26 protein-coding genes are annotated in these 26,230 nt (G+C 69.6%); 20 read left to right on the top strand and 6 right to left on the bottom strand.

Annotated elements, in window-relative coordinates:
- The first annotated feature begins 197 nt into the window (after positions 1 to 197).
- From O6P37_RS08240 to O6P37_RS08225, 4 genes are all read left to right on the top strand, one after another.
- The gene (locus tag O6P37_RS08240; protein ID WP_269893582.1) at positions 198 to 1,775 is read left to right on the top strand and encodes a methylmalonyl-CoA mutase family protein; all 1,578 of its coding nucleotides are present in this window, start codon (positions 198 to 200) and stop codon (positions 1,773 to 1,775) included.
- The gene (locus tag O6P37_RS08235) at positions 1,776 to 2,186 is read left to right on the top strand and encodes a cobalamin B12-binding domain-containing protein (RefSeq protein WP_269893581.1); all 411 of its coding nucleotides are present in this window, start codon (positions 1,776 to 1,778) and stop codon (positions 2,184 to 2,186) included.
- Between the two features lie 75 nt (positions 2,187 to 2,261).
- Positions 2,262 to 3,218, top strand: coding sequence for an LLM class F420-dependent oxidoreductase (locus O6P37_RS08230; RefSeq protein ID WP_269893580.1), 957 nt, complete (start codon positions 2,262 to 2,264; stop codon positions 3,216 to 3,218).
- The gene (locus O6P37_RS08225) at positions 3,215 to 4,264 is read left to right on the top strand and encodes a CaiB/BaiF CoA transferase family protein (protein ID WP_269893579.1); all 1,050 of its coding nucleotides are present in this window, start codon (positions 3,215 to 3,217) and stop codon (positions 4,262 to 4,264) included. Before O6P37_RS08230 ends, O6P37_RS08225 begins: the two co-directional genes overlap by 4 nt.
- Here O6P37_RS08225 and O6P37_RS08220 read toward each other — a convergent pair.
- Positions 4,249 to 4,563, bottom strand: coding sequence for a 2Fe-2S iron-sulfur cluster-binding protein (locus O6P37_RS08220; protein WP_269893578.1), 315 nt, complete (start codon positions 4,561 to 4,563; stop codon positions 4,249 to 4,251). The two genes, O6P37_RS08225 and O6P37_RS08220, sit on opposite strands and share 16 nt — an antisense overlap.
- A gap of 141 nt (positions 4,564 to 4,704) precedes the next feature.
- Between O6P37_RS08220 and O6P37_RS08215 the strand changes: the two genes are divergently transcribed.
- From O6P37_RS08215 to O6P37_RS08200, 4 genes are read left to right on the top strand one after another with little or no spacing between them, the layout of a single operon-like run.
- A complete protein-coding gene (locus O6P37_RS08215) occupies positions 4,705 to 6,108 on the top strand; it encodes a class I adenylate-forming enzyme family protein (RefSeq protein WP_269893577.1) in 1,404 nt (467 codons plus the stop codon).
- The gene (locus tag O6P37_RS08210; protein WP_269893576.1) at positions 6,086 to 6,901 is read left to right on the top strand and encodes an acyl-CoA dehydrogenase family protein; all 816 of its coding nucleotides are present in this window, start codon (positions 6,086 to 6,088) and stop codon (positions 6,899 to 6,901) included. The genes O6P37_RS08215 and O6P37_RS08210 overlap by 23 nt, the downstream gene beginning before the upstream one ends.
- Complete coding sequence (locus O6P37_RS08205) at positions 6,888 to 7,970, top strand: acyl-CoA dehydrogenase family protein (protein WP_269893575.1); 1,083 nt, start codon at positions 6,888 to 6,890, stop codon at positions 7,968 to 7,970. The genes O6P37_RS08210 and O6P37_RS08205 overlap by 14 nt, the downstream gene beginning before the upstream one ends.
- Before the next feature lie 15 nt (positions 7,971 to 7,985).
- Positions 7,986 to 8,753: an enoyl-CoA hydratase/isomerase family protein gene (locus O6P37_RS08200; protein ID WP_269893574.1), complete on the top strand. Its 768-nt coding sequence runs from the start codon at positions 7,986 to 7,988 to the stop codon at positions 8,751 to 8,753.
- 66 nt (positions 8,754 to 8,819) lie between these two features.
- Here O6P37_RS08200 and O6P37_RS08195 read toward each other — a convergent pair whose 3' ends face one another.
- Positions 8,820 to 9,569: an SDR family NAD(P)-dependent oxidoreductase gene (locus O6P37_RS08195; protein WP_269893573.1), complete on the bottom strand. Its 750-nt coding sequence runs from the start codon at positions 9,567 to 9,569 to the stop codon at positions 8,820 to 8,822.
- A complete protein-coding gene (locus O6P37_RS08190; protein WP_269893572.1) occupies positions 9,566 to 10,330 on the bottom strand; it encodes an SDR family NAD(P)-dependent oxidoreductase in 765 nt (254 codons plus the stop codon). Before O6P37_RS08190 ends, O6P37_RS08195 begins: the two co-directional genes overlap by 4 nt.
- 75 nt (positions 10,331 to 10,405) lie before the next feature.
- Here O6P37_RS08190 and O6P37_RS08185 point away from each other — a divergent pair, with 75 nt between their 5' ends.
- The gene (locus O6P37_RS08185) at positions 10,406 to 11,557 is read left to right on the top strand and encodes a thiolase family protein (RefSeq protein WP_269893571.1); all 1,152 of its coding nucleotides are present in this window, start codon (positions 10,406 to 10,408) and stop codon (positions 11,555 to 11,557) included.
- Positions 11,558 to 11,593: 36 nt separating this feature from the next.
- Positions 11,594 to 12,472, top strand: a complete 879-nt coding sequence (gene meaB, locus O6P37_RS08180; RefSeq protein ID WP_269893668.1) for a methylmalonyl Co-A mutase-associated GTPase MeaB — start codon at positions 11,594 to 11,596, stop codon at positions 12,470 to 12,472.
- On the opposite strand, the gene O6P37_RS08175 is transcribed toward meaB, so the two are convergent.
- Genes O6P37_RS08175 through O6P37_RS08165 form a run of 3 tightly spaced genes read right to left on the bottom strand, consistent with a single transcriptional unit; the run spans position 12,461 to position 15,432 of the window.
- Complete coding sequence (locus O6P37_RS08175) at positions 12,461 to 13,048, bottom strand: TetR/AcrR family transcriptional regulator (RefSeq protein ID WP_269893570.1); 588 nt, start codon at positions 13,046 to 13,048, stop codon at positions 12,461 to 12,463. The two genes, meaB and O6P37_RS08175, sit on opposite strands and share 12 nt — an antisense overlap.
- Positions 13,049 to 13,080: 32 nt before the next feature.
- Complete coding sequence (locus O6P37_RS08170; protein WP_269893569.1) at positions 13,081 to 14,694, bottom strand: FAD-dependent oxidoreductase; 1,614 nt, start codon at positions 14,692 to 14,694, stop codon at positions 13,081 to 13,083.
- Between the two features lie 27 nt (positions 14,695 to 14,721).
- Positions 14,722 to 15,432 carry an IclR family transcriptional regulator gene (locus tag O6P37_RS08165; protein ID WP_264013296.1) on the bottom strand — a complete coding sequence of 237 codons (711 nt, stop codon included), beginning with the start codon at positions 15,430 to 15,432 and terminating at the stop codon, positions 14,722 to 14,724.
- Between the two features lie 119 nt (positions 15,433 to 15,551).
- On the opposite strand from O6P37_RS08165, the gene O6P37_RS08160 reads away from it, so the two are divergent.
- The 10 genes from O6P37_RS08160 to O6P37_RS08115 are packed head-to-tail and all read left to right on the top strand — an operon-like array spanning position 15,552 to position 26,205.
- The gene (locus tag O6P37_RS08160) at positions 15,552 to 16,418 is read left to right on the top strand and encodes an alpha/beta fold hydrolase (protein ID WP_269893568.1); all 867 of its coding nucleotides are present in this window, start codon (positions 15,552 to 15,554) and stop codon (positions 16,416 to 16,418) included.
- Positions 16,415 to 18,124 (top strand): bifunctional 3-(3-hydroxy-phenyl)propionate/3-hydroxycinnamic acid hydroxylase, encoded by a 1,710-nt coding sequence (locus tag O6P37_RS08155; RefSeq protein ID WP_269893567.1) that lies wholly within the window; start codon positions 16,415 to 16,417, stop codon positions 18,122 to 18,124. The genes O6P37_RS08160 and O6P37_RS08155 overlap by 4 nt, the downstream gene beginning before the upstream one ends.
- Positions 18,072 to 18,992 carry a 3-carboxyethylcatechol 2,3-dioxygenase gene (locus O6P37_RS08150; protein ID WP_269893566.1) on the top strand — a complete coding sequence of 307 codons (921 nt, stop codon included), beginning with the start codon at positions 18,072 to 18,074 and terminating at the stop codon, positions 18,990 to 18,992. Before O6P37_RS08155 ends, O6P37_RS08150 begins: the two co-directional genes overlap by 53 nt.
- Positions 18,989 to 20,776, top strand: coding sequence for an FAD-binding protein (locus tag O6P37_RS08145; RefSeq protein WP_269893565.1), 1,788 nt, complete (start codon positions 18,989 to 18,991; stop codon positions 20,774 to 20,776). Before O6P37_RS08150 ends, O6P37_RS08145 begins: the two co-directional genes overlap by 4 nt.
- A 2-nt stretch (positions 20,777 to 20,778) precedes the next feature.
- Positions 20,779 to 22,089, top strand: a complete 1,311-nt coding sequence (locus O6P37_RS08140) for an LLM class flavin-dependent oxidoreductase (RefSeq protein ID WP_264013291.1) — start codon at positions 20,779 to 20,781, stop codon at positions 22,087 to 22,089.
- Between the two features lie 5 nt (positions 22,090 to 22,094).
- Positions 22,095 to 22,934, top strand: coding sequence for a coniferyl-alcohol dehydrogenase (locus O6P37_RS08135; RefSeq protein ID WP_269893564.1), 840 nt, complete (start codon positions 22,095 to 22,097; stop codon positions 22,932 to 22,934).
- A gap of 4 nt (positions 22,935 to 22,938) precedes the next feature.
- The gene (locus O6P37_RS08130) at positions 22,939 to 23,928 is read left to right on the top strand and encodes a cyclase family protein (protein ID WP_269893563.1); all 990 of its coding nucleotides are present in this window, start codon (positions 22,939 to 22,941) and stop codon (positions 23,926 to 23,928) included.
- Positions 23,929 to 23,939: 11 nt separating this feature from the next.
- Positions 23,940 to 24,548 (top strand): NADPH-dependent FMN reductase, encoded by a 609-nt coding sequence (locus O6P37_RS08125; protein WP_269893562.1) that lies wholly within the window; start codon positions 23,940 to 23,942, stop codon positions 24,546 to 24,548.
- Positions 24,545 to 25,390: an alpha/beta fold hydrolase gene (locus tag O6P37_RS08120; protein ID WP_269893561.1), complete on the top strand. Its 846-nt coding sequence runs from the start codon at positions 24,545 to 24,547 to the stop codon at positions 25,388 to 25,390. Before O6P37_RS08125 ends, O6P37_RS08120 begins: the two co-directional genes overlap by 4 nt.
- Complete coding sequence (locus tag O6P37_RS08115; RefSeq protein ID WP_269893560.1) at positions 25,387 to 26,205, top strand: SDR family NAD(P)-dependent oxidoreductase; 819 nt, start codon at positions 25,387 to 25,389, stop codon at positions 26,203 to 26,205. Before O6P37_RS08120 ends, O6P37_RS08115 begins: the two co-directional genes overlap by 4 nt.
- Positions 26,206 to 26,230: the final 25 nt, after the last annotated feature.

Raw genomic sequence — 26,230 nt, 5'->3', positions numbered from 1 at the left:
TGCCCTCGATGGTATTGGCATTCTCTTTTGACGCAAGTGCCGTAATCATCGATTGTCTCTCACGAGCCGCCGAGGTCGGCGCGGGGGTGTCCGGTGCGGGCGGGGGGTCGTCAGGCACAGGTGAGGCGCGGACGTGGGCACTCATTTCCCACAGGTGGTATTGGCATTCTCATTTTTTGCAAGTACGTTATCCATCGATGACAGACTCCGTGCAGACCTCCTCGGGCATCCCGCTCGAGCCCGTCTACGGGCCCGCCGACCGGGAAGCCGACCCGCCGCCGCCTGGCGGCTATCCGTTCACCCGCGGCAACTTCGCGTCCGGGTACCGCGGGAAGCTGTGGACGTTCCGGCAGTATTCCGGATTCGGCACCGCCGAGGAGTCGAACCGCCGCTACCGGTACCTGCTCGACCAGGGCGGCACCGGGCTGTCCGTCGCGCTGGACCTGCCCACCCAGTGCGGCTACGACTCCGACGATCCCGAGTACGGCGAAGAGGTGGGCCGCGTCGGCGTCGCGGTCGACACGCTCGCCGACGCGGAGATCCTGTTCGACTCGATCCCGCTGGACAAGATCAGTACGAGCTTCACCATCAACGGCACAGCGGCGATCCTGCTCGCCTTCTACGTCGCGGCGGCGGAGAAGGCCGGGGTGCCCCGCGAGAAGCTCACCGGCACGATCCAGAACGACATCCTCAAGGAATACGCGTCGCGCGGGACCTGGATCTGGCCGCCCGAGCCGTCACTGCGGCTGATCGCCGACACCATCGAGTTCTGCGCCGCCGAGGTGCCGCGGTTCAACGCGATCTCGGTGGCCGGTGCGCACTTCCGCGACGCCGGCGCCAACGCCGTGCAGGAGATGGCGTTCACCCTGGCCGACGGCGTGACCTACTGCGACACCGTCGTCGAACGCGGCCGGATGAGCATCGACAAGTTCGCGCCGCAGATTTCGTTCTTCTTCTACACCCACGGCGACTTCTTCGAGGAGATCGCCAAGTACCGCGCGGGCCGGCGGCGCTGGGCGACCATCGTGCGCGAGCGCTACGGCTCGACGAGTGACAAGGCGTCGATGTTCCGGTTCGGCTGCGTGTCCGGCGGCGCGTCGCTGTACGCACCGCAGGCGCAGAACAACGTGGTGCGCATCGCCTACGAGGCGATGGCGTCGGTGCTCGGCGGCGTGCAGTCGATGTTCACCGCCGCATGGGATGAGCCGTTCGCGCTGCCCAGCGAGGAGTCGGCGACGCTCGCGCTGCGCACCCAGCAGATCCTGGCCTACGAGACCGGGGTGACCCGGGTGGCCGACCCGCTGGGCGGGTCCTACTTCGTCGAGGCGCTCACCGACGCCACCGAGGAGAAGATCGTCGAGATCATGGGTGACCTCGAGGCGCACGGCGGGATGGTGCGCTGCATCGAGGACGGCTACCTGCAGGGCCTGATCGCCGACGAGGCCTACAAGATCCACAAGGAGGTCGAGTCGGGGGAGCGGCCGGTGGTGGGCGTCAACAAGTTCGTCACCGCCGAACCGCCGCCGGACATCGACACTTACGAACTCGACGCGCAAGGGCGCGACCTGCAGCTCAAACGGCTGGCGAAGGTCAAGGCCGAGCGGGACAACGTCGCGGTGAAGGAAGCACTTGCCGCCCTCGCGCGGTCGGCCGAGGGAGACGACAACCTGATGCACAAGCTGGTCGACTGCGCGAACGCGTACTGCACGGTCGGCGAGATGGTGTCCACGCTGAAGTCGGTGTGGGGCGAGTTCCAGCAGCCGGTGGTGTTCTAGATGACCGGATCAGCTCCGGCGCGCGTGCTCGTCGCCAAACCGGGCCTCGACGGACACGACCGCGGCGCCAAGATCGTCGCACGCACCCTGCGCGACGCCGGATTCGAGGTCATCTACACCGGCATCCGCCAGCGCATCGAGGACATCGTCTCGATCGCGCTGCAGGAAGACGTCTCGCTGGTCGGCCTGTCGATCCTGTCCGGGGCGCACGTGGCGCTCACCGCACGCACCGTCGATGCGCTGCGGGCCGCCGATGCGGGGGACATCGCCGTCGTGGTCGGCGGCACGATCCCGCAGAGCGACGTGCCCAAGCTGCTGGAAGCGGGTGCGGCCGCGGTCTTCCCGACGGGCACCTCGCTGGAGGACCTGGTGCGTGACGTGCGTGCGCTGACCGACAAGGCCACCCAGTGACGAGTGTGAAACGTCGGCGGTTTTCGGCCCTGAATCCCGCCGGGGATTCACACTCGGCGAAGGAAGTGCGGTGACATGAGACTCGGTGTGATGATCGGGGCCGAGCGCGGCGACATGGCCCGCAAGGTCAAGAAGCTGGTGTCCGACATCGAGTGGGCGGAGTCCGCGGGCCTCGACACCGCGTGGATGCCGCAGGTCCCCGACGACTTCGACTGCCTGACGATGGTCGCGCTGATGGCCGCCCACACCTCGCGCATCGAACTCGGCACCGCGGTGGTGCCGCTGCAGGCGCAGCATCCCATTGCCCTTGCACGTCAGGCGCTTTCGGTGCACGCCATGGCCGGGGGACGGCTGGCGCTGGGCGTCGGCCCGTCGCACCACTGGATCATCCGCGACATGCTGGGGCTGCCTTACGAGAAGCCGGCCGGCTACACCCGCGACTACCTGGAGGTGCTGAGCGCCGCGGTGTCCGGTCCCGGCCCGGTGGACGTGGAGAACAGCAACTTCACCGTGCACAACCCGACGGCGCTGGGCGCAGAGAAACCGCTGCCGGTGCTGGTCGCCGCGCTCGGGCCGGTGATGCTGCAGCTCGCGGGTGAGCACGCGGACGGCACCGTGTTGTGGATGGCCGACGAGAAGGCCATCGGCGACCACATCGCGCCGAAGATCACCAAGGCTGCCGCGGATGCGGGCAGGCCGGCGCCGCGCATCGTCGCGGGCATCCCGGTGTGCCTGTGCGCGAACTCCGAGATCGACGCCGCCAAGGAGCGGGCGAATCGCATTCTCTCCGAGGCCGAGACGTCGCCGAACTACCAGAAGCTGCTCGACCGCGGCGACGCCCGCAACGTCGGCGACCTCTGCGCGGCGGGTGATATGGAACAGATTCAGCGTCGATTCCAAATGTTCGCCGACGCCGGGGTGACCGACCTGTCGGTGCGGCTGCTGCCGATCGGCGACAACCGCGACGAGCTGATCGCCTCGAAGCACCGCACGCGTGAGGTGATCGCCGAGCTCGCCAAAGCCGTGCGATGAGCGGTCCCGGGCCGCTCGCAGGCATCCGCGTCCTGGAGGTCGGCGTCATGCTGGCCGGCCCGTACGCCACGATGATGCTGGCCGATCTGGGCGCCGAGGTCGTCAAGATCGAGCCGCCCGGCGGTGAGATCTCCCGGCAGGTCAGCGACAGCTACTTCGCCAGCCTGAACCGCAACAAGTCGAACATCTGCCTGGACCTGCAGTCGCCCGACGGGCAGCGCCGGCTCGGCGAGCTGGTCGCGGAATCCCATGCGCTGCTGGTCAACATGAAGCCCTCGGTGATCCGCAAGCTCGGCCTGACCTATGAGAACCTGCGGCGCTTCAACGAGAAGATCGTGTGCGTCGCGATGACGGGTTTCGGCCTCGACGGCGGCGACGACCCGGCGTTCGACTACGTGATCCAGGCCGCCACCGGCGTCGCGGCGATGACCGGCGATCCGGACGGGCCGCCGACGCTGCCCGGATATTCCTCGGCGGACAACTCGACCGGGCTGACCGCCGCTCTTGGCCTGCTGGCGATGATCGTGTCGGGTCGCGGTGGTCAGGTGGACGTCTCGCTGCGCGACGTGATGCTCTCCCAGCTCAACTACCGCGCGGCGGCCTACCTCAACGACGGTGTCGAGCCACGCCGCTTCCCGAACGGCGCGCACTCGTATTACGTTCCCGCGCAGCTGTTTCCCACCGCAGCGGGGTATCTTGCGCTGTTCATCACCCATGACGGGTTCTGGCGGCTGTTCGCCACGGAGGCCGGTATCGACGGCTTCCCGACGATGGCCGAGCGTGCGGCCCGCCGCGAGGAGGTGCTGGCGGTCGTCACGGCGGCGCTGCGCACCGACACCGCGGCCGGGTGGGAGGCGCGGTTGCGCCCGCTGGGCATCCCCGCCGCGGCGGTGCGCAGCCTGCCGCAGGCGCTCGACGCGACGCCGGAGGCGCTGGTGGATGCCGGGCCGTACCGGCTGGTCGGCAGCCCGGTGCGGGTGTCGGGGTTCAGCCCTGAGTACCGGCCGCCGCCGCCCCTGCCGGCGCAGGCTCAGACGTCGTCGTAATCGACGATGACGACCGCGGTGTCCGGCACCGCCTGACAGGTGAGCACGTAGCCGTCCTCGACCTCGTCGTCGTCGAGGGCGTCGTTGACCCGCATGGTGGCGGTGCCCTCGGTCAGCTTGGCCATGCAGGTGCCGCAGTTGCCCGCCTCGCAGGAGAACGGTGGCGTCATCCCGCCGCGGCGGGCGCTCTCCAGCAGCGTCTCGCCGGGGCGGCCGGCCACCGACACTTTCGCCCGATCGAAGATGAACGTGATCTCACCCGGTCCGGCGGAAGCGTCGGTCATCGGTTCGGCCGTCATCAGACTCCTCTGGGCATCGTCATTCTGGTTATAAGAGAACTCTATTCTCTTCTAATGATAGGCTCTTCTCAAGACGAGTTCGGCACCGGCTCGGTGCGGCACGAGGAGGGCGTAAGCGGCGGTGTGCGAGGAGGCCGACACGTGACTGACCCGGTCGCTCTCGCCTTCGAGGACCGCGAGTTCACCCTGGCACAACTCGACGCGATGGCCAACGGGATGGCCACCACCCTGGAGCACCGCGGTGTGCGCGCCGGTGACCGGGTGGCACTGATGTCGTCCAACCGCCCCGAGTTCGTCGTCGCCCTGCGGGCGATCTGGCGGCTGGGCGCGGCCGTCGTCCTGATCAGCCCGGCATGGAAGCGCCTCGAGGTGCAGAACGCCCTCACACTGACCGGAGCGTCGCACGCCGTCGGCGACCAGGCACTGCTGGCCGAACTGGTGCCGATGCTGCATCTCGACGAGCCGATCGCGCCCGGCATGCGGACGTTCCCCGCGCCGCCGCCCGGTTCCGACGCGCTGCTGGTGTTCAGTTCGGGCACCACCGGCATGCCCAAGGCGGTCCGGCACACCCACCGCGCGTTCGCCGCCGCCGTGCGGCAGTGGCGGGACGCGCTGGAACTGTCGGCGACGGACCGGATGCAGATCATGACGCCTCCGTCGCACATCCTCGGCCTGCTCAACATCGCGATGGCACTGGACACCAGGGCGTGGATCCGGCTGCATCGCCGCTTCGACGTCGACGCGATGCTGCGTCACATCGCGGCCGACCGGATCACCATCGAGATGTCGGTGGCCCCGATCGCGCTGGCCATCGCCGGGCATCCGCAGCTCGAGAGTCACGATCTGTCCTCGCTGCGCTACATCATGTGGTGCGCCACCCCGGTCACCCAGAGCGCCGCCGACAGCGTCACCCGGCGCGTGGGTGTGCGGTGGGTCGCCGCCTACGGCACGAGCGAGGTCCCGGTGATCGCGGCCAACCCCGTCGACGGCGCACGACTGGACACCGTCGGCCGGCCCGTACCCGGGGTGAGTGTGCGCATCGTCGACCCCGAGACGGCGGCGGTGCTGCCGCCCGGGCAGACCGGCGAGATCCAGGTCAGATCCGATGCCGTGATGGCCGGCTACCTGCCCGCCGAGGCGACGGCCGAGGCCTTCAGCGACGGCTGGTACCGCACAGGCGATGTCGGCGCGCTCGACGCCGACGGCTGGCTGCGGATCACCGACCGGCTCAAGGAGATGATCAAGGTGCGCGGCTTCCAGGTCGCGCCCGCCGAGGTGGAGGCGGTGCTGCACGGACACCCGGCGGTCGAGGACTGCGCCGTGTTCGGGGTGCCCGACGCGGCCGACGGCGAGGCCGTCATCGCGGCCGTGACCACCAGCGCGCCGGTGTCGTCCGAGGAACTCGTCGGACTGGTGGGCGACCGGCTCGCCCGCTACAAGCAGCCCCGCCGCGTGGTGTTCGTGCCCGAGATTCCCCGCCTACCGTCCGGAAAGGTGTTGCGCCGCGTGCTCAAGGAGGCTCATGGACGTCCGACTGACCAGTGAACAACAGCAGCTCCGGGACGCTGCGGCCAAGCTCGCCGACGACCTCGGTCCGGGGTCGGTGGCCGACCTCGACGACGACGGCCGCGCCGCCCGGCTGGAGAAGACCGTCGCGTCGACCGGGTGGCGGTCGCTGCGCTCGGACGAGGCGTCCGGGGTGGAGGTGGCGATCGTCGCCGAGGAGTTCGGCCGCGGCCTGGTCGACGTTCCGTTCCTCGGTCCGGTGCTCGCCGACGACCTGCAGCGCAGGATCGGCCGCGAACTCGCGTCGCCCGACACCGTGCCCGCGTCCGTTGACCTCACCGGAAGCCTTGCGGGTGTGAACGAGTCGCCCGCGGAGCTGACCGAGCTGTCGGACGAGGACCGGATGCGCTGGTATGCGCTCGCGCTCGCGGCGACGACCGCCGACATCGTCGGCGCGGCCCGCGGCGCGCATGCGCTGGCATGCGAGTACGCCAAGGTCCGCGAACAGTACGGATCGACGATCGGGTCGTATCAGGCGGTCGCGCACCTGCTGGCCGAGAGCCTGGCGCTCATCGAGGGGTCGATCAGCGTGTCGCGGCACGCGGCCTGGGCCGTCGACGAACTGCCGGTCACCGAGGCGGTCGAGGCCGGCCGGGTGGCCAAGATCTACTGTGCGCGTTCGGCACTGACCGTGTGCGAGACGTCGATCCAGGTGCACGGCGGCATCGGCAACACCTGGGAGTGCCTGGCCCACATCTACCTGCGTCGGGTGCTGGCCGCCACGGAGGCCTGGCCCGTCAAGTTGGAGGAGCTGACCATTGGACTTTCGTGACGGACCCGACGAGGCCGCGTTCCGGGATCGGCTGCGCGCGTGGCTGACCGAGCAGAAGGGCAAGTTCCCGACCTCGGGCGACGAGTACTGGGCCAAGGCCGGCGAATGGCATCAGGCGCTGTTCGGTGCCGGATTCTTCGGCACGTCGTGGCCGAAGGATTACGGCGGCCAGGACCTGCCACCGGTCTACGACGTCATCGTCGACGAGGAGATCGCGAAGGCGGGCGCGCCGGCACGGCCGAGTCTGGGGTACCTCGTCGTCGGCCTGAGTCACCACGGCAGCGAGGAACTGCGGCAACGTTTCCTGCCCGGCATGATCAACGGCACGGAGCGGTGGTGCCAGGGATTCTCGGAACCGGGCGCCGGGTCGGACCTCGCATCGTTGACCACGACGGCGGTCCGCGACGGTGACGAGTACGTCATCCACGGCCACAAGATCTGGACGAGCTACTCCGACGTCGCCGACTGGTGCCTGGTGCTCGCGCGCACCGAAAAGGACGTTCCGAAGCACAAGGGCATCTCGGCGTTCATCGTGTCGATGCACCAGGACGGCATCGAGCAGCGCCCGCTCAAGATGATCAGCGGCGTCACCAGGGAGTTCGGCCAGGTCGAATTCGACGGGGCGCGGGTGCCCGCCGACAACATGGTGGGCGCACCGGGCGAAGGCTGGAAGCTTGCGATGACGGTGGTCAGCCACGAGCGCGAACCGTCGACGCTGGGCTTCTCGGCGCGATACGGGAAGACGGTGCGCCAGTTGGCTTCCCGGGTCGACGGGCCGGCGCCCGACGAGCTGTCCTGGGCATGGGTGCAGACCGAGATGCTGCGGCTGCACGTGCGCAGGCGACTCTCCGAACAGCTCGACGGCATCAAGCACGGGCCGGACGGGTCACTGGACAAGTTGCTCATGACGTGGGTCGAGCAGTCGGTCGGGCATGCCGCGCTCGCCACGGTGGGTACCGGCGACGAGGATCTCTTCGGCGCCTACATGTACAGCCGCGCGCAGAGCGTCATGGGCGGCACGTCGCAGATCCAGAAGAACATCATCGCCCAACGCATCCTGGGATTGTGAGCGAGAGGAACTGACATGTACGACATGCCCGACGAGATCGACGTCCGTGCCGACGGCGGTCTGCGGATCATCACGCTCAACCGCCCCGACGAGCTCAACGCGGTCAACGACCCGCTGCACGTGGGGCTGGCCCGGATCTGGGAGGCGCTGAACGAGGACGCCGATGCGAGGGCGGCGGTGATCACCGGTGCGGGACGCGCGTTCTCGGCCGGCGGCGACTTCAACTACCTCGACGAACTACGCAGCAACGAAGCGCTGCGGCAGAAGACGATCAAGCACGGCCGCGACCTCGTCATCGGAATGGTGCGGTGCCGCATCCCGGTGGTCGCCGCGGTCAACGGTCCGGCCGTCGGCCTGGGCTGCAGCCTGGCCGCGCTGTCCGACATCGTCTACATGGCCGAGACGGCGTTCTTCGCCGATCCGCACGTGTCGATCGGACTGGTCGCTGCCGACGGCGGGCCACTGGTGTGGCCGTCGCAGATCAGCCTGTTGCAGGCCAAGGAGTTCGCCTTCACCGGTGTGCGGATCAAGGCCGCCCGCGCCCTCGAACTCGGGATGGCCAACCACGTGGTGGCCGATCCGCTCACCGAGGCGATCGCGTGCGCGAAGAAGATCATGGAGTTGCCGCAGCAGGCGCTGGAAGCCACCAAGCGGCTGATGAACATCCAACTCGAGAAGTCGGTGATGGCGTCGCTGGACTACGCCAACCTGTCCGAATACGTCTCGTTCGGAACCGATGACTTCAACCGCATCGTCGACGGTCTGATCGCCAAGAACACGTAGCTCCGAATGCGTTGACTCTGCGCCCAGGGCGGCGATGTGCGAGGAAGGCACGCCCTGAACGCGGAGTCAGCGGGAAGTGAGTTCTTCCGAGCGCTGGACCGTGCCGGTGATGCCGTCGGCCCGCTCGCCGGCCAGCAGCACCGCCGCGCGGGCCATCGCCTCGGGCGGCTCGACCATCTCCGGCGGGATCTCCATGCCGGCGCCGCCGGCCTGCCAGCCCTCGGTGAGCACCACGCGCGACGGGCTCAGGCAGTTGACGGCGATGCCGTCGGCCTCCAGATCGGCGGCCAGCCCGAGGTACAGCCGCTCGACGGCCGCCTTGGACACCCAGTAGGCGTTGGATCCGGCGTCGACCATCCCGACGCCGGTGGTTGTCACCGCGATCAGCGAGCCGCCGCCGCGCGCCCGCACATGCGGGATCACGGCCTTGGTCACGAGGAACACGCCGGTCAGATTGACGTCGAGGCACAGCTGCCAGCGCTTGAGCGGGGTCGACTCGACCGGTCCCAACCACAGCACGCCCGCGTTGGCGACCAGCACGTCGATCCCGCCGAACTCCGAAACGGTCGCCGCCACAGCGGCTTCCACCGACTCCTCGCTGGTGACGTCGCACGGCACGGGGAGCGCTCGTCCGCCCGCCGCGGTGATCGCGTCGGCCACGGAGCCGATGGTGCCTGGCAGCTTGCCCTGCTCCTCGGAGCGGGCGGCCACCGCGACGGCCGCGCCCTCGGCGGCCAGCGCCCCGGCGACGGTCGCGCCGATGCCGCGGCTGGCGCCCGCGACGAACGCGACCTTTCCCGCCAGCGACGACGTCACCTGGGCGGGAAGCGCAGTGCCCCGTCGAGGCGGATGACCTCGCCGTTGAGGTAGTCGTTCTCGATGATGCTCTGCACGAGCTGGGCGTACTCGGTCGAGCGGCCCATCCGCTTGGGGAACGGCACCTGCGGCGACCAGTACTGCTCGAGCTGGTCGGCGGCCTTCCCGTAGGCAGGGGTGTTGATGGTGCCGGGTGCGATGCTGACCACGCGGATGCCGAGCGGCGAGAGATCGCGGGCGGCAACGAGAGTCATGCCGAGCACACCGCCCTTGGCTGCGGCGTAGGGCAGCTGGCCGACCTGGCCCTCGTATCCCGCGATCGAGGCGGTGTTGATGATGACGCCGCGGGCGCCCTCGTCGAGCGGCTCGCTCGTGGCGATCGCCGCGGCCGACAGCCGCATCACGTTGAACACCGCCGTCAGGTAGAACTCGATGGTCCGCTTGAAGCCGTCGAGGTCCAGCGGCGAGCCGTCCTTGCCGATCAGCCGGCCACCGCTGGCGGGGCCGCCGTGGGTGTCGACGGAGATGCGTAACGGGCCGAGCGACTGCGCCTCGGCGATCGCCGCCTTCACCGACTCCTCGGACGTCGCATCGGTGTGCACGTAGCGCACGCCCAGCTCGGACTCCAGCTCGCGACCCTTGTCGTCGGCGACATCGGCGACCACGACCTTGGCGCCCGCGCCGTGCAGACGGCGGACCGTCGCCTCACCGAGTCCGCCGGTACCACCGACGACGATCGCCGCGCTTCCCGCGATCTGCATGCGGTTCCCCTTCTTGCAACTGACACTCTCGGACTGTGAGAATAACATTCTCACCCGAGTCAAGAGGAGTCCGCGATGCCCGAGGCCGTGATCGTCAACGCACTGCGTATCCCCATCGGCACCGCGATGAAGGGCACGCTGCGCGACACCGACGCCTACACGATGGCCGACCACGTGGTGTCCGCCGCCGCGGCCGAGCTCGACCCGACGCGCGTCGACGACGTGATCCTCGGCGAGGGTCTCTACGGCGGGGGTGTGATCGCCCGGCACGCCGCCATCACCGCAGGTCTGCAGTCGGTGCCCGGGCTGTCGAACAACCGGCACTGCGCGGCGGGACAGGCCGCCGTGCAGAGCGCCGCCGCGAGCATCCGCGCCGGCATGGACGAGCTGATCATCTCCGGCGGGGTGAACTCGGCGTCGACGTCGCCGCGGTTCAAGCGGCGGGTGAGCAGTGAGAAAGACGCCGAACTGGTCGACTGGTTCCCGCCGACGCACCCGAACCGGCCCGACGCGCCGAACATGGACATGTCGATCACGGTCGGCTGGAACGCCGCGGTGCGGGCCGGGGTGAGCCGCGAGGAGATGGACGAGTGGGCCTACGGCTCGCATCGCAAGGCCATCGCGGCGATCGACGAGGGCCGCTTCAAAGAGGAGATCGTCGCGATCGACACGCCGCACGGCGTCTTCGACACCGACGAGCATCCGCGCCGCGACACCAGCCTCGAGAAGCTGGCCGGGCTCAAGCCACTGCACCCCGAGATCGAGGGCTTCTCGATCACCGCCGGCAACGCCTGCGGGGCCAACGACGGCGCGGCGGCGCTCACCATCGCCAGTGATCGGCTCGGCCTGCCCGCGCTGGCGACCGTTCGGTCATGGGCGTCGGTCGGTGTCGACCCGGCCTTCACCGGCCTCGCGCCCGTCGAGGCGATTCCCAAGGCGCTCAAGCGGGCCGGCCTTGCCGTGTCCGACGTCGACCTCTTCGAGATCAACGAGGCGTTCGCCGCGATGTGCGTGGCCACCATCAAGCTGCTCGGCATCGATCCGGATCGGGTCAACGTCAGCGGCAGCGGGTGTTCGCTCGGCCACCCCGTCGCCGCCACCGGGGCGCGGATGCTGGTGACGCTGGTCCACGAACTGCGCCGCCGTGGCGGGGGCATCGGTGTCGCCGCCATGTGCGCGGGCGGTGGAATGGGCTCGGCGACCGTGATCGAGGTCGCGGCACCCTAGGCTCCGCTGATGTCGCAATCCCGGATCCACCCCGGAATGGATGTCGACGAGCTCGTCGCCGCGGCCCGCGGCGGATCGGCCCGTGCGGCGGGCCGGCTGCTGAGCCTCGTCGAGGGCTCGCGCCGCGAGGAGGTGCTCGCGGCGGTCGGTGTGCACGAAGCGCGCGTCGTCGGGTTCACCGGGCCGCCGGGTGCGGGCAAGTCGACGACGGTCGCCGCGCTGGTCGCCGTCTACCGGGGCCGCGGTCTGCGGGTGGCAGTGCTGGCCGTGGACCCCTCGTCGCCCTACAGCGGTGGCGCGCTGCTCGGTGACCGGATCCGGATGGCGGCCCACATCAACGACCCCGATGTGCTGATCCGATCGGTGGCGACCCGCGGGCACCTGGGCGGACTCGCGGCCGCGGTGCCCGCCGCGATCCGGCTGCTGGCGGCGCTGTCCTACGACCTGGTGGTGCTCGAGACGGTCGGCGTCGGCCAGTCCGAGATCGAGATCGCCGCGATCGCCGACCCGACGGTGGTGGTGCTCAACCCGGGTGCGGGCGATGCCGTGCAGGCCGCCAAGGCCGGCCTGCTCGAGGTCGCCGACCTGGTGGTGGTCAACAAGGCCGACCGCGAGGGCGCCGACCAGACCGTGCGCGATCTGCGCGGCGAGGTGAGCGTGCCGATCCTCAAACTGGTCGCCGCGCAGGGCGAGGGCGTCACCGAACTGGCCGAGGCGATCGACGCCCATCACCGGTCGGACACGGCCGAGCGGCGTGCCGCGCGCGCCCGCACACAGATCCTGTCGCTGGCGCAGACGCTGCTCCGCACGCATCCGGCGCTGGGCGGGCTGGCCGAACGCGTCGCCGACGGCAGTGTCGACCCGTACACCGCTGCCGAGCAGTTGTTCGCCGCACCCGAGGAGTCAGCCGGGTAGGTCGACGATGCGGCGCATCGTCCGCAGCAGCTCGGCGCGCAGCGTCTCGTCGTCGATGTCCACCACCAGCGGGTGCATCACCGCGACGCTGATCACGCCGGACAGCATCGCCGCGTGCAGCCGGGCCCGGCTGCCGGTCTCGTCGCCGAGCATCGCCGCGTAGAGCCGGTCGATGAAGCGCTGGAACGGCCGGTGCTCGGCCAGCAACCGCACGATGACTGGATCGAACTGGAGCACGCTGACCGCGGTGCGACGCTCGATGGCGAGGTCGACGACCCGGCGCAGCAGCAGCTCGCGGGCCTGCACGCGGTCGGATTCGGCCTCCGCGGCCTCCAGCACGTCCTCCAGCCCGCCGAGTTCCCGCTCGGTCAGGGCGATGACGATCTCGTCCTTGGTGCGGAACTGGTGGTAGACGGCGGCTTTGGTCACGCCGATGCGGTCGGCGATCATCTGCAGCGACGTCGCGCTCACCCCGCGCTCGGAGATCAACGCCAGCGCGGCGTCCAGCACGCGCAGCTGCGCCGCCGAGCGCGGGATCGCGGCGAACCGGCCGTCGGTGGCGGAGTCTGCGAGCACCCCGTCAGGGTAGTCGGGCGGCTACGGCACGGTCAGTCCAGCGATTCGCCGGTGGCCGCGGCGTGCCCGGCGCGCAGCCCGAAGACCATGGCCGGACCCAGGGTGCCGCCCGCGCCGCCGTAGGCCTTTCCGGTCGCGCCCGCCATGGCGTTGCCCGCCGCGAAGAGGCCGGCGATCGGCGTGCCGCTGACGTGAAGTACCCGGCCGTCGCGGTCGGTGCGCGGGCCGCCCTTGGTGCCCATCGCGCCGATGGACACCGGGACCGCGTAGAACGGCGCCGTGTCGATGGGCCCGAGCGTCTGCAGCGCCGGTGAGCCGGCGCTCTGGTCGCCCCAGTAGCCGTCGTAGACACTCGACCCGCGGCCGAAGTCGGGGTCGACCTCGTCGGCGACGTTGCGGTTCCACGCCTCCAGGGTGCGCGCCAGGCCCTCGGCGGCGATGCCTGTCTTCTCCTGCAGTTCGGCGAGATCGGCGGACTTCGAGAACCACTCCGGCGCAGGCCCGTCGGGCTCGACCCCGAGGAAGCCGTACTTCTTGAGGTGCAGCGAGTCGAACACGATCCAGGCCGGGTCGTTGACGTACCCGCCCTTGGGATCGAGGTACTGGAACGGGCCGGCCATCGAGTTGTACTCGCCCGCCTCGTTGACGAACCGCTGCCCTGCGCGGTTGACGATGATGCTGCGCGGCCGCGTGCGTTCCAGGCGGACACTGCGGCTGCGCGGGTGGCCGTCGATCGTGTCGCCGGGGATCTGCACGATCGGCACCCACCACGCCTCGCCCATGTTGGCCAGGTCCGCGCCGTGCGCCATCGCCATCCGCAGGCCGTCACCGGTGTTGTTGGGCGGTGAGACGGGGCCGCGCATCGGGCCCCGCAGGAAAGCGTCGACCAGGGCGGGATCCCACTCGAACCCACCGCTGGCCAGGACGACGCCGCGCCGGGCCCGGACCTGGATCTGCGTGCCGCCGTGGTCGATCCGCACTCCGGCGATGCGACCGTCCTCGGCGATCAGCTCGACCGCCCGCGCCTGCGTGGTCGGCGTGACACCGGCGTCGAGCAGGCCCTTGAGCAGCCCGGCGATCAGCGCGGTACCCGCCACACACGGTTCGGTCAGCGATTCGTCGGCGGTCGCGTGGATGCGGGCCCGGGTCTCGGCGTCGATGCCGACGTTGCTGAAGTCGGCGGGGAACGACGTGATCCGGTCGTGCCAGTCGCCCAGCTTCGCCAGGTCGAACGGCGTGGCGTTCAGCGAGCGCCCGCCCGCAGGCCGGCCGCCGGGCAGTTCGGGCTTGTAGTCGGGGAAGCCCTCCGCGACGACGAACCGCAGGTCGCTGTGCGTCTCGACGAAGTCGAGCAGCGCCGGGCCGGTCCGCACGAACGTCTCGACGAGGTCGTCGTCCATGTAGCCCAGCGACTGGGCCCGCAGATAGCTCAGCGCGTCTTCGGCGGTCAGTTCGCCGTCGGGTGCGCGGTCGTGCGCGGGGATCCACACGATCCCGCCGGACACCGCGGTGGTGCCGCCGACGGTGGCGGCCTTCTCGTACACCTCGACCGCCGCGCCGTCGGCGGCCGCGGTCAGGGCTGCGGTCAGCCCGGCGCCGCCACTGCCCAGCACCACCACGTCGGTCGCGTGGTTCCACTCGGTCACCGCAGTCATCTCCTTCCGGGCGATCCTCTAGGACAGGATCGTGGACAGTTTCGCGGCGGCGTCGATGACTGCCGCCCGGCCTTCTCGCACAACGTCTTCGCGGTGCGAGATGAGGTTGATGCAGGTGGGCGGAGACGGAGGCCGCCGGCGTACCGGCACGGCCAGACCGTAGGTGTTGGGCTCGACCTCGCCGTGGGTGATCACCCAGCCGTGCTCTCGGGTCTGCGGCACCAGGTCGCGCTCGCCCGGTCGCGGCGGCATGCTCGACAGCAGGGCGATGCCGGCGGCGCCCCGGTCCAGCGGGTAGCGGCTGCCCTCGTGGAAGGACAGCTGGTAGTAGACGTGGGTCGGGGCGATCACCGCGATCGCGACCTGCTGATCACCCTCGGCGATGAGCAGTGAGACGGTGGCGCCGAGTTCGTCGGCCAGTCCGCGCAGCACCGGCACGCTGAGCTGGCGCACGTTGTTGTCGAAGGACGCCCCGAGCAGGGCGAGACCCGACGCCGGCCGGTAGCGCCCGTCCTCGCCCTTGGTGATGTAGCGGAACTGCGCCAGGGTGCCGAGCAGCCGGTAGGCGATGGTGCGGTGCACGCCGACGAAGTCGGCGACCTGCTGCACCGTCAGCCCGGTCGGCGAGGTGGCGACCGCCTGCAGCGCAGAGAGCCCGCGCGCGAGGGTCTGGGACCCGGCGGCGAGCTTGTCCGGCGGATTGGGGCCGTCTCCCTTGACAGACGTCATTGCGAGAGTGATGCTCTTAACATAGTGCACATAACGGTGCGATATTAGCACACAACGTTCGCACTGAGCGAGAATGTCATTTCCGCCAGCCAAGCAGCGGAGTCGCCGGGAAGGGGACCATGTCCGAGCACGAGAGCGTGTGGAGCGACCTCCAGGGCGTCCCGTTCTCGCAGGGGTACCTCGATGTCGGCGGCGCGCGGACCCGTTATCTGCACGCAGGCGACCCGTCCCTCCCGACGCTGGTCCTGCTGCACGGTTCCGGCGGGCATGCCGAGGCCTATGTGCGCAACCTCGAGTCGCATGCGGAGCACTTCTCGACCTGGTCGGTCGACATGCTGGGCCATGGCTACACCGACAGGCCGGGCCACCCGCTGGAGGTGCGCCACTACGTCGATCACCTCCTGGCGGTCCTCGACGCGATCGGCGCGCAGCGGGCCCACATCAGCGGCGAATCGCTGGGCGGCTGGGTGGCGTCGCGGTTCGCGGTCGATCACCCCGACCGGCTCGAGCGGCTGGTGCTCAACACCGCCGGCGGCTCGCAGGCCGATCCGGAGGTGATGAAGCGGATCATCACGCTGTCCATGGCCGCCGCCGAGAACCCCACGTGGGAGACCGTGCAGGCCCGCATCAAGTGGTTGATGGCCGACAAGTCGAAGGGCTACGACGACATCGTCGCCAGCCGGCAGCGGGTGTACCGGCAACCCGGCTTCGTCGACGCGATGCGCGACATCATGGCCCTGCAGGACCCCGAGATCCGGGCGCGCAATCTGATGAAACCCGATGACTACGGCGCGATCACCGCGCCCACGCTGGTGCTGTGGACCAGTGACGACCCGACGGCCGACGTCAGCGAGGGCCGGCGGATCGCGGAGATGATCCCGGGCGCCCGCTTCGAGGTGATGCCCGGCTGCGGACACTGGCCGCAGTACGAGGATCCGAAGACGTTCAACCGGCTGCACCTGGACTTCCTGCTGGGGCGGCAGTGACGGCGCCGGCTGCCGTGGACCCCGACATCGTCATCGTCGGGGCCGGACCCGTCGGGCTCACGCTGGCCAACATCCTCGGCCTGCAGGACGTGCGCACACTCGTCGTCGACGAGCGCGACAGCCTGATCGACTACCCGCGCGGCGTCGGCCTCGACGACGAGGCGCTGCGCACATTCCAGGCGATCGGTCTGGTCGACAAGGTGCTGCCGCACACCGTCCCGAACCAGATCCTGCGCTTCTTCGACCGCAACCGGCGGCTACTCGCCGAGATGGCTCCGCCCGACGCCCGCTTCGGCTGGCCCAAGCGCAACGGATTCGTCCAGCCGATGGTCGACGCCGAACTGCTCGCGGGCCTCGACCGCTTCGACCACGTGCAGGTGGCCTGGGGCAGCCGGATGGAGGCGTGCGCCGAGACCGACGGCGGCGTCACGGTGCGGCTGTCGGGTGACGAGAACCCGGTCACCGCGCGGTATCTCGTGGGGTGCGACGGCGGCCGCAGCGCCACCCGCAGGTTGATGGGGGTGGCATTCGAGGGCACCACCTCGGCCACCCGGTGGCTGGTCGTCGACGTGGCCAACGATCCGCTGGGCCACCCCAACAGCGAGGTCGGTGCGGACCCCGAGCGACCGTACGCCTCGATCTCGATCGCGCACGGAATCCGCCGGTTCGAGTTCATGATCCACGCCGACGAGTCCGACGAGCAGGTCGAGGAGCCGGCGTTCATCGAGCGGATGCTCGGCCGATTCGTCCCGGATCCGCAGCGCGTCGACGTGATCCGGCACCGGGTCTACACCCACCACTCCCGCATTGCCGGCGCATTCCGCGCCGGCAGGATGTTCCTGGCCGGCGACGCCGCACACCTGATGCCGGTGTGGCAGGGGCAGGGGTACAACAGTGGCATCCGCGACGCCGCCAACCTCGGCTGGAAGCTGGCGGCAGTGATCAAGGGCCAGGCCGGTGACGCGCTGCTGGACACCTACGACGTCGAACGCCGCAAGCACGCCCGGGCGATGATCGACCTGTCCACGATGGTGGGCCGCGTCATCTCCCCGACGAACCGTCGCGTCGCGGCGCTGCGCGACAGGGTGATCCGTGGCGCGTCCGTCGTCCCGACGCTGAAGCGCTACGTGCTCGAGATGCGGTTCAAGCCGATGCCGCGCTACGAGCAGGGTGCGGTCCACCACGACCACGCGCCGACGCCGACGTCGCCTACCGGCACGCTGTTCATCCAGCCCCGCGTCGACACCCGGGAGCAGGCGGGCGTGCTGCTCGACGACGTCCTCGGCACCGGATTCGCGGTGCTGTGCTGGAACAACAACCCGCGTGCCCTGCTCGGCGAGCAGATCTTCGACCGCTGGAAGGCGTTGGGCGCCACGTTCGTCGCCGCCCGGCCGGTGACCCAACTGCACTGGACCGGACACGACGACCCCGACGTCGTGGTCGTCGGCGACCGGACCGGCGCGGTGAAGGCGTGGTTCGACGCGCACACCGAGTCGGTGCTGTTCCTGCGGCCGGACCGCTGCATCGCCGGCGCCTGCATCGCCCAGCGCGCACCCGAGACCAGCGAAGCACTGTTCGCGGTGCTGCATGTGACCCAGAGAGGAGGCAACGATCCAGATGGGAACCTCAACAACGGAAGTGGCGCTGTGCTGCATGTCGCACAGTCCACTGTTGAATCTTCCGGGACCGTCGCAGGAACTCCTTGACGACATCGGGACGGCCATCGCGGACGCCCGAGACTTCGTCACCGCCTTCGACCCGGAGCTCGTGGTGATCTTCTCGCCCGATCACTACAACGGCTTCTTCTACCGGCTGATGCCACCGTTCTGCATCGGCACGTCCGCCCGCGGTGTCGGTGACTTCGGCACCCACGCCGGGCCGCTCGACGTGCCGGAGTCGACGGCCAACCACTGCGCGAGCGCGGTGTGGGAGGCCGGTGTCGACGTGGCGATCTCGGCCAGCATGGACGTCGACCACGGCACCGTTCAACCGCTCGAGAAGCTGTTCGGCGATCCGACGTCGCGCCCGGTGCTGCCGATCTTCATCAACTCCGTCGCCACCCCGCTTGGCCCGCTCAAACGGTCCCGGATGCTCGGCGCGGCGGTGGGCGGCTTCCTCGCCGGACTCGGCAAGCGGGTGCTGGTGATCGGCTCGGGCGGGCTGTCACACGACCCGCCGGTGCCGACGTTGGCGGCGGCGCCGCCCGCCGCGCTGGAGCGCATCGTGCACGGGGCGCCGATGAGCACCGAGGCGCGAATGGCGCGGCAGGCCGCGGTGATCGACGCCGCACAGCATTTCGCCCGTGGCGAGAGCCGGCTGCAACCCCTGAACCCGGTGTGGGACCAGACGCTGCTCGAGATCCTCGACGAGGGCTGGCTGACCGACCTGGACGGCTGGTCGAATTCGTTCATCGCCCGCGAGGGCGGCAACTCCGGACACGAGATCCGAACCTGGGTGGCGGCTTTCGCCGCTCTGCAGGCCGCCGCGGGTGGCTACCGTACCGAACAGCGGTTCTACCGGGCGGCGCCGGACCTGATCGCCGGCTTCGCGATCCGGACGGCGGTCGCCGTATGACGTCTGCAGCGGCGGGCGCCGCGGGCTTCGACATCGAGGTCGACGTGCTCGTGATCGGTTCCGGCGGAGGCGGGATGACCGCTGCGCTGACCGCCGACGCGGCGGGGCTCGACACGCTGGTGGTGGAGAAGGCGTCGCAGTACGGCGGCTCCACCGCGCTGTCGGGCGGCGGCATCTGGGTGCCGGGCGCCCCGTCGCAGCGCCGGGCGGGTTACGTGCCCGATCCCGAGGAGGTGTTCAGCTACCTACGGACCATCACCGGCGGACTGGTCAGCGACGCGCGGTTGCGCACCTACGTCGACCGCGCGCCCGAGATGATGGAGTTCCTCGAAAAGCGCAGCCAGTGGTTCGAATTCGTCTGGAAACCCGGCTACGCCGACTACTACCCGGAACTGCCCGGCGGCTCGGCGCTCGGCAGCACCATCAACGTGCCTGCCATCGACCTGCGGGAGCTGGGCGACGAGGAGCAGCAGCTGCTTGCGCCGCTCGCCCTCGCGCCGAAGGGAATCTGGTTCGCGCCCAAGGATCTGCGGCTGTTCTATCAGGTCAGGCAGAACTGGCGCGGCAAGGCGGTGCTGCTCAAACTCATCTGGCGGATGGTCCGGGCCCGGGTGTTCGGCGACCGGATGGCGGCGATCGGCCAGTCGCTGGCCGCGCGGATGCGGCTGGCGATGAAGCAGCAGGACATCCCGCTGTGGCTGGACGCACCGATGAGCGAGCTCGTCACCGACGACGAGGGAGCGGTGATCGGGGCAGTCGTCGACAAGGACGGCCGGTCGGTGCGCATCCACGCGCGGCGCGGGGTGATCATCGCCGCCGGTGGCTTCGACCACGACATGACCTGGCGCCGCGAGTACCTGCCCGAGCTGGAGAAGGACTGGAGCTTCGGCAATCCGGCCGCAACGGGTGACGGTATCCGGGCCGGACAGAAGGTCGGCGCGGCCACCGAGCTGCTCGACGAGGCCTGGTGGTTCCCGGCGATGTGCTGGCCGGATGGGCGGCTGCAGTTCATGCTGAACGAACGGATGATGCCCGCGCAGTTCGTCGTCAACGGGGCGGGGGAGCGTTTCATCAACGAGGCGGCGCCCTACATGGACTTCGCCCACGCGATGATCGAGGGCCAGCGCACTGGTGTGGAGCACATCCCGTGCTGGCTGGTCACCGACATCCGCTCGTTCCACCGCTACGTCGTCGGCGGTCACCTGCCGCTGCCGAAGATCCCGTTCGCACCGGTGCCCACCGGGTGGAAAGTCCCGAAGGCCTGGCTCGATTCCGGAATCGTCAAGGCGGGTGACTCGTTCGAGGAGCTCGCCGCTGAGATCGGCGCGCCGCCGGCGCAGCTGCGCTGGACGGCCGAGCGGTTCAACGAACTGGCGCGCAGCGGCCACGACGACGACTTCAACCGCGGTGACAGCGCTTACGACAACTACTACGGCGACCCGACGCTGCCCAATCCGAACCTGCACCCGCTGGGCAAGCCGCCCTACTACGCGTTCCAGATCATCCTCGGCGACCTCGGCACCTCGGGTGGTCTGAGCACCGACGAGTTCGCCAGGGTGCTGCGCGACGACGACACACCGATCGATGGCCTCTACGCGGTGGGCAACGCATCGGCCGCGGTGATGGGCCGCAGCTACGCCGGGGCAGGCGCGACCATCGGCCCCGCCATGACGTTCGGCTACGTGGCCGCCCGGCACATCGCCGGCGGCGACACCGCAGGCACTTCTTCAATCCCCCACTCCTCGAACCCCCACCACTCGACCCTCGACAGCCCACGGAGGTAACCATGAAGATCTCGCTGTTCTACGAATTCCCGCTGCCGCGGCCGTGGTCTGACGACGACGAGCACCAGCTGTTCCAGCACGGCCTCGACGAGGTGGAGGCCGCCGACAAGGCCGGCTTCTCCACCGTCTGGCTCACCGAGCACCACTTCCTCGAGGAGTACTGTCACTCGACCGCTCCGGAGATGTTCCTGGCCGCGGCGAGCCAGCGCACCAAAGACATCCGGCTGGGTTTCGGTGTCATGCACCTGCCGCCGCCGATCAACCACCCCGCCCGCATCGCCGAACGGGTCGCGACGCTGGACCACCTGTCCAACGGCCGTGTCGAGTTCGGCACCGGCGAGGGGTCGTCGGTGGCCGAGCTCGGTGGCTTCAACATCGACCCGGCCGACAAGCGCGCACAGTGGGAGGAGGCCCTCGAGGTCGCGATCCGGTGCATGACCGAGGCGCCGTTCTCCGGTTTCAAGGGTGAGCACGTGGAGATGCCCGCCCGCAACGTGATTCCCAAGCCGCTGCAGCAGCCCCATCCGCCGGTCTGGGTGGCCTGCACCAGGCCGTCGTCGGTGCAGATGGCCGCCCAGAAGGCAATCGGCGCACTCAGTTTCGCCTACACCGGACCCGAGGCGCTCAAGGAGCGGGTGGACGGCTACTACCGGGAGTTCGAGGAGAAGGGCACTCCGATCACCCCGGCGATCAACCCGAACCTGCTCGCCATCGGCGGCGACCTGTCGATGATGGTCGCCAAGAGTGACGACGAGGCGCTCAAGAAGCTCGGAATCGGTGGCGGCTTCTTCTCGTTCGGCATCATGCACTACTACATGACCGGGATGCACACCCCCGGCCGCACCGGCGTGTGGGAGCTCTACGAGCAGGCGGTCAAGGAGGACCCGACGCTGGCCTACGGGCCCGGCCGCGGCGCGATCGGCTCGCCGGACACGGTGCGGGAGTTCCTGCGCGGCTACGAGGCCAGCGGGGTCGACGAGATCATCCTGCTGCTCAACCCGCGCAGCCACGAGGGCACCATGGAGTCGATCGAGATCATGGGCAAAGAGATCCTGCCCGAGTTCATCGAGCGCGACCAGAAGGCCGTGACGGACAAGGCGAAACGCCTCGAGCCCGTCATCGAGAAGGTGGAGTCGCGCCGCGAGGCGTCCGACGCGCCGCTCTTCGACGAGACCTACTCCTTCGGCGGCCTGCCGACCGGCCGCGGCGGCAAGTTCACCGCCGGTGAGATCCCCGAGGCGATGGCCGAGATCAACGAAGGCCGCGTTAAGGCGGCGCAGGCGGAGAAGGCAGCGCGCGAGCAGGCGGGCTGACGGCGGTGAACGAGGTCGGCGATCGATGGCGTTACGACGGCAAGCGGGTGGTCGTCACCGGCGTCGCGTCCGGGATCGGCGCGCACGTGGCCCAGCAGGTCACGTCGCTCGGCGGTGAGGTCATCGGGCTCGACCTCCGGCCGCCCGCGGTGCAGATCGCGTCGTTCATCGACCTCGACCTGTCCAGCGAGCCGTCGATCGACCACGCCGCCGCCTCGATCGGCGGCAGGGTCGACGCCCTGTTCAACGTCGCGGGCGTGTCGTCGGGCATCGGTGATCCGCTGAGGGTGGTCACCATCAACTTCCTCGGCACCAGGCGGTTCACCGAGGCGATCGTCCCCGCCATGCCGCCCGGGTCGGCGATCGCCAACGTGTCCTCGCTGGCCGCCTCGGCATACCGCGAGAACGCCACGGTGACAGCAGGACTGGTGGAGACGGCGACCATCGACGAGGGCCTCGAGTGGTGCGCGGCCAACCCGGAGGCCCTCGCCGACGGCGGTGGCTACCGGCTGGCCAAGGAGGCCATCATCCTCTACGGCATGGCGCAGGTCTGCGCGCTGGGCGCCAAGGGCATTCGCATCAACTGCACCGCACCCGGGGTCACCGACACCCCGATCCTCGACCAGTTGCGCACCGCCTACGGCCAGGACTTCCTCGACGCCTTCCGCACGCCGCTGGGCCGGGTGTCCACGCCGGACGAACAGGCCAGCGTGCTGGTCTTCCTCAACAGCGCTGCCGCCAGCTACATCACCGGTCAGGTGATCTGGGTGGACGGCGGCACCGTCGGCGAGAGCGACCTCGCCGCATCGGTGCCGCGCCGCACCGCCGACAACGCGCAGGAGTGAGACGATGGCGAGCCTGAACGACTTCCGCCGACTCGGTGACGACGTCCGCAACTGGGGCCGCTGGGGTGACGACGACGAACTGGGCACCCTGAACTTCATCACCGCCGAGAAGGTGGCGCAGGCTGCCGGCCTGGTGCGGCACGGCAAGGTGTTCTCGTTGGGAGTGGACTTCGGCTCGTCGGGGCCGCAGGGCGCATTCCAGTACCGGCCCAATCCGATCCACGTGATGACCGTCGACGGCGGCGACGCCGAGACGCTGGTCAAGTACGGCCCGGACTGGTTCAAGAACACGGTGGCCCAGCAGCTCTCGGGGTACTTCGTCGACAACCCGTTCCGGTTCAACGACGACATGGTGATCATGCCGCTGCAGGCCGCCACGCAGTGGGACGCGTTGTCGCACGTCTACTACGACGACAAGCTGTACAACGGGTTTCCCGCGAATTCGGTGACCAGCCTCGGCGCGTTCCACTGCGGAATCGACAAGGTGGATCCGAAGGGCATCACCACCCGCGGGGTGCTGCTGGACCTGGTCCGTCACCGCGGCGCGCAGACTTTCCTCGAACACGGAAATCCCATCACCCCTGAGGAACTCGACGAGGTGGTCCGCGCACAGGGCGTCACGGTGGGACGCGGCGACGTCGTGTTGATCCACACGGGCTGGTGGGCGCGATTCCTGGAGAACCGCGACGGCACCGAGCCGTACTCCGGCCTGGACTGGCGATGCGCATCGTGGCTGCACGACCACGAGATCGCCGCGGTCGCCGCGGACAACCTGATGGTCGAGGACCCGGTGTCGGGCATCGAGGGGACGATCCTGCCGCTGCACATGCTGTGCCTGCGCGACATGGGTCTGATGCTGGGCGAGTACTGGGACCTGACCGCGCTGTCCGCCGACTGTGCCGCGGACGGCGTGTACGAATTCCAGCTGATCGCACCGCCCCTGCGCTTCACCGGCGCGGTGGGCTCACCGGTGAATCCGATCGCCATCAAATGACGGGAGACGACATGACCGTGACGGAAACGGCGACGGCGCAGACCGAGAGCGCGCAGCGGCCGCTGGTGGTGGGGCTCGGCGGCACCCTGCGGGAGAACTCGTCGACCGAACGCGCGGTGCGGCACTGCCTGCAGTCCGTCGAGCGCGAAGGCGGCCGCATCCGCATGTTCGCCGGGCCGGACCTCGACCTGCCGATGTACGCCCCGCACCAGCTCGAGCGCACCCCGAAGGCACTCGAGCTCGTCGGGGCGCTGCGCGATGCCGACGCCGTCGTCGTCGGGTCGCCGGGCTACCACGGCGCGGTGTCCGGACTGGTCAAGAACGCGCTCGACTACATCGAGGATCTGCGCGAGGACGCGCGGGTGTACCTCGACGACACACCATGGGGCTGCATCAGTTGCGCCTACGGGTGGCAGGCCGCGGTCGGCACCCTGGGGCAGCTGCGGTCGATCGGCCACGCGCTGCGGGCCTGGCCGACGCCGCTGGGCGTGGCGATCAACTCGGCCGACCGGATCTGGGACGAAGCGGGCGAACTCGTCGACGAGCCGGTGCGCAACCAGCTCGACATGCTGGCCGGCCAGGTGCTCACCTTCGCCCGCGCGCACAGGAACACCACGTGACGTTCACGCGGCGGTCGACGGCGGTCGACGGTCTGGTCACCGCGTACCTGGAGGCCGGCGACGGCGACCCGGTGGTGTTGCTGCACGGTGGCGAGTTCGGCGTCACCGCCGAGATCGGCTGGGAGCGAATGATTCCCGCTCTCGCGTCGAAGTATCGGGTGCTGGCCCCTGACATGCTGGGGTTCGGCGGATCGGCGAAGGTGGTCGACTTCACCGACGGCCGCGGGATGCGGATCCGTCACATCGCCCGCTTCTGCGAGACCCTCGGCGTCTCGGCCGCCCACTTCGTCGGGAATTCGATGGGGGCGATCAATCTGCTGGTGGACGCCACGTCGGAGGCGCCGGTGCTACCGGTGCGCAGCATGACGATCATCTGCGGTGGCGGCGAAATCCAGCGCAACGAGTATTCGGGCGCGCTCTACGACTACGACGCCAGCCTGCCGGCGATGCGCCGCATCGTCGCGGCGCTCTTCGCCGACCCCTCCTATCCCGAGGACGACGACTACGTGCAGCGGCGCTACGAGTCCAGCATCGCACCCGGAGCGTGGGAAGCGCTGGCCGCGGCGCGGTTCCGCCGGCCAGGTCTCGAGCCGCCGCCGCTGCCGTCGAGTAGACGCGCCTACCATCGGATCACCGTGCCGACGCTGATCGTCGAGGGTGGCAGCGACAAGCTGCTGCCCGCGGGCTGGGCGGCCGAGATCGCCGGCCAGATTGCCGGCGCCCGCTCCGCGGTGGTCGACGACGCCGGGCACTGCCCACAGATCGAGCGACCCGCGGCGGTCGACGCCCTGCTGTCGGAGTTCCTGGCCGACGTCGCCCACAGAGAGGTGCCCGCACAATGACCACCGGTGAACTCGAGGGCAAGGTCGCCGTGATCACGGGTGGGGCGTCGGGACTCGGCGAAGGGCTGGTGCGGCGATTCCACGCCGAGGGCGCGACGGTGGTGTTCGGCGACATCGACACCGAACTCGGCGCGGCGCTGGCCAGTGAACTCGGTGCACGCGCCGAGTTCATCGAGACCGACGTCTCCGACATCGGCCAGGTGGGCACGCTGGTGTCGACGGCGATCGCCGAGTACGGCGGTCTGCACGTGATGATCAACAACGCAGGGGTTTCGGGGAAGATGTTCCCGAAGTTCCTCGACGACGACCTCGCCGACTTCCACCAGGTGATGGCGGTCAACGTGCTCGCGGTGATGGCAGGCACCCGGGACGCCGCACGGCACATGTCCGAACACGGCGGCGGCTCGATCATCAACCTGACGTCGATCGGCGGCATCCAGGCCGGCGGCGGCGTGATGACCTACCGGGCCTCGAAGGCCGCCGTCATCCAGTTCACCAAATGTGCCGCCATCGATCTGGCGCACTGGGAGGTCCGGGTGAACGCCATCGCGCCGGGAAACATCCGCACCGCGATCGTGCGGAAGTCGGCGACGGGCGAGGACGCGGCGCGACTCGAGGAGTTCGAGGCGAGGATCCGTGCGCAGATGCGCAACGACCGCCCGCTCAAGCGGGAAGGCACCGTCGACGACGTCGCGGAGGCGGCGCTGTACCTGGCGGGGGACCGGTCGCGCTACGTCACCGGGACCATCCTCCCGATCGACGGTGGCACGGTGGCCGGCAAGGTCATCGCGCGCAAGGAGAAGCCGTCGGCATGACGGTGGCCGGCCATAAATCAGTCGC

Source organism: Mycobacterium hippophais, from assembly GCF_027529605.1.
Taxonomy (GTDB): Bacteria; Actinomycetota; Actinomycetes; order Mycobacteriales; family Mycobacteriaceae; genus Mycobacterium; species Mycobacterium arseniciresistens.
Note: the sequence above shows the minus strand (reverse complement) of the source record. Positions and strands in the feature narration are given on the sequence as shown.

Bases quoted from the DNA above. Each gene is read 5' to 3' on its own strand.
- O6P37_RS08240 (WP_269893582.1), top strand. From the start codon at position 198: ATGACAGACTCCGTGCAGACCTCCTCGGGCATCCCGCTCGAGCCCGTC.
- O6P37_RS08235 (WP_269893581.1), top strand. From the start codon at position 1,776: ATGACCGGATCAGCTCCGGCGCGCGTGCTCGTCGCCAAACCGGGCCTC.
- O6P37_RS08230 (WP_269893580.1), top strand. From the start codon at position 2,262: ATGAGACTCGGTGTGATGATCGGGGCCGAGCGCGGCGACATGGCCCGC.
- O6P37_RS08225 (WP_269893579.1), top strand. From the start codon at position 3,215: ATGAGCGGTCCCGGGCCGCTCGCAGGCATCCGCGTCCTGGAGGTCGGC.
- O6P37_RS08220 (WP_269893578.1), bottom strand. From the start codon at position 4,563: ATGACGGCCGAACCGATGACCGACGCTTCCGCCGGACCGGGTGAGATC.
- O6P37_RS08210 (WP_269893576.1), top strand. From the start codon at position 6,086: ATGGACGTCCGACTGACCAGTGAACAACAGCAGCTCCGGGACGCTGCG.
- O6P37_RS08200 (WP_269893574.1), top strand. From the start codon at position 7,986: ATGTACGACATGCCCGACGAGATCGACGTCCGTGCCGACGGCGGTCTG.
- O6P37_RS08190 (WP_269893572.1), bottom strand. From the start codon at position 10,330: ATGCAGATCGCGGGAAGCGCGGCGATCGTCGTCGGTGGTACCGGCGGA.
- O6P37_RS08185 (WP_269893571.1), top strand. From the start codon at position 10,406: ATGCCCGAGGCCGTGATCGTCAACGCACTGCGTATCCCCATCGGCACC.
- meaB (WP_269893668.1), top strand. From the start codon at position 11,594: ATGGATGTCGACGAGCTCGTCGCCGCGGCCCGCGGCGGATCGGCCCGT.
- O6P37_RS08165 (WP_264013296.1), bottom strand. From the start codon at position 15,432: ATGACGTCTGTCAAGGGAGACGGCCCCAATCCGCCGGACAAGCTCGCC.
- O6P37_RS08160 (WP_269893568.1), top strand. From the start codon at position 15,552: ATGTCCGAGCACGAGAGCGTGTGGAGCGACCTCCAGGGCGTCCCGTTC.
- O6P37_RS08150 (WP_269893566.1), top strand. From the start codon at position 18,072: ATGTCGCACAGTCCACTGTTGAATCTTCCGGGACCGTCGCAGGAACTC.
- O6P37_RS08145 (WP_269893565.1), top strand. From the start codon at position 18,989: ATGACGTCTGCAGCGGCGGGCGCCGCGGGCTTCGACATCGAGGTCGAC.
- O6P37_RS08140 (WP_264013291.1), top strand. From the start codon at position 20,779: ATGAAGATCTCGCTGTTCTACGAATTCCCGCTGCCGCGGCCGTGGTCT.
- O6P37_RS08130 (WP_269893563.1), top strand. From the start codon at position 22,939: ATGGCGAGCCTGAACGACTTCCGCCGACTCGGTGACGACGTCCGCAAC.
- O6P37_RS08125 (WP_269893562.1), top strand. From the start codon at position 23,940: ATGACCGTGACGGAAACGGCGACGGCGCAGACCGAGAGCGCGCAGCGG.
- O6P37_RS08115 (WP_269893560.1), top strand. From the start codon at position 25,387: ATGACCACCGGTGAACTCGAGGGCAAGGTCGCCGTGATCACGGGTGGG.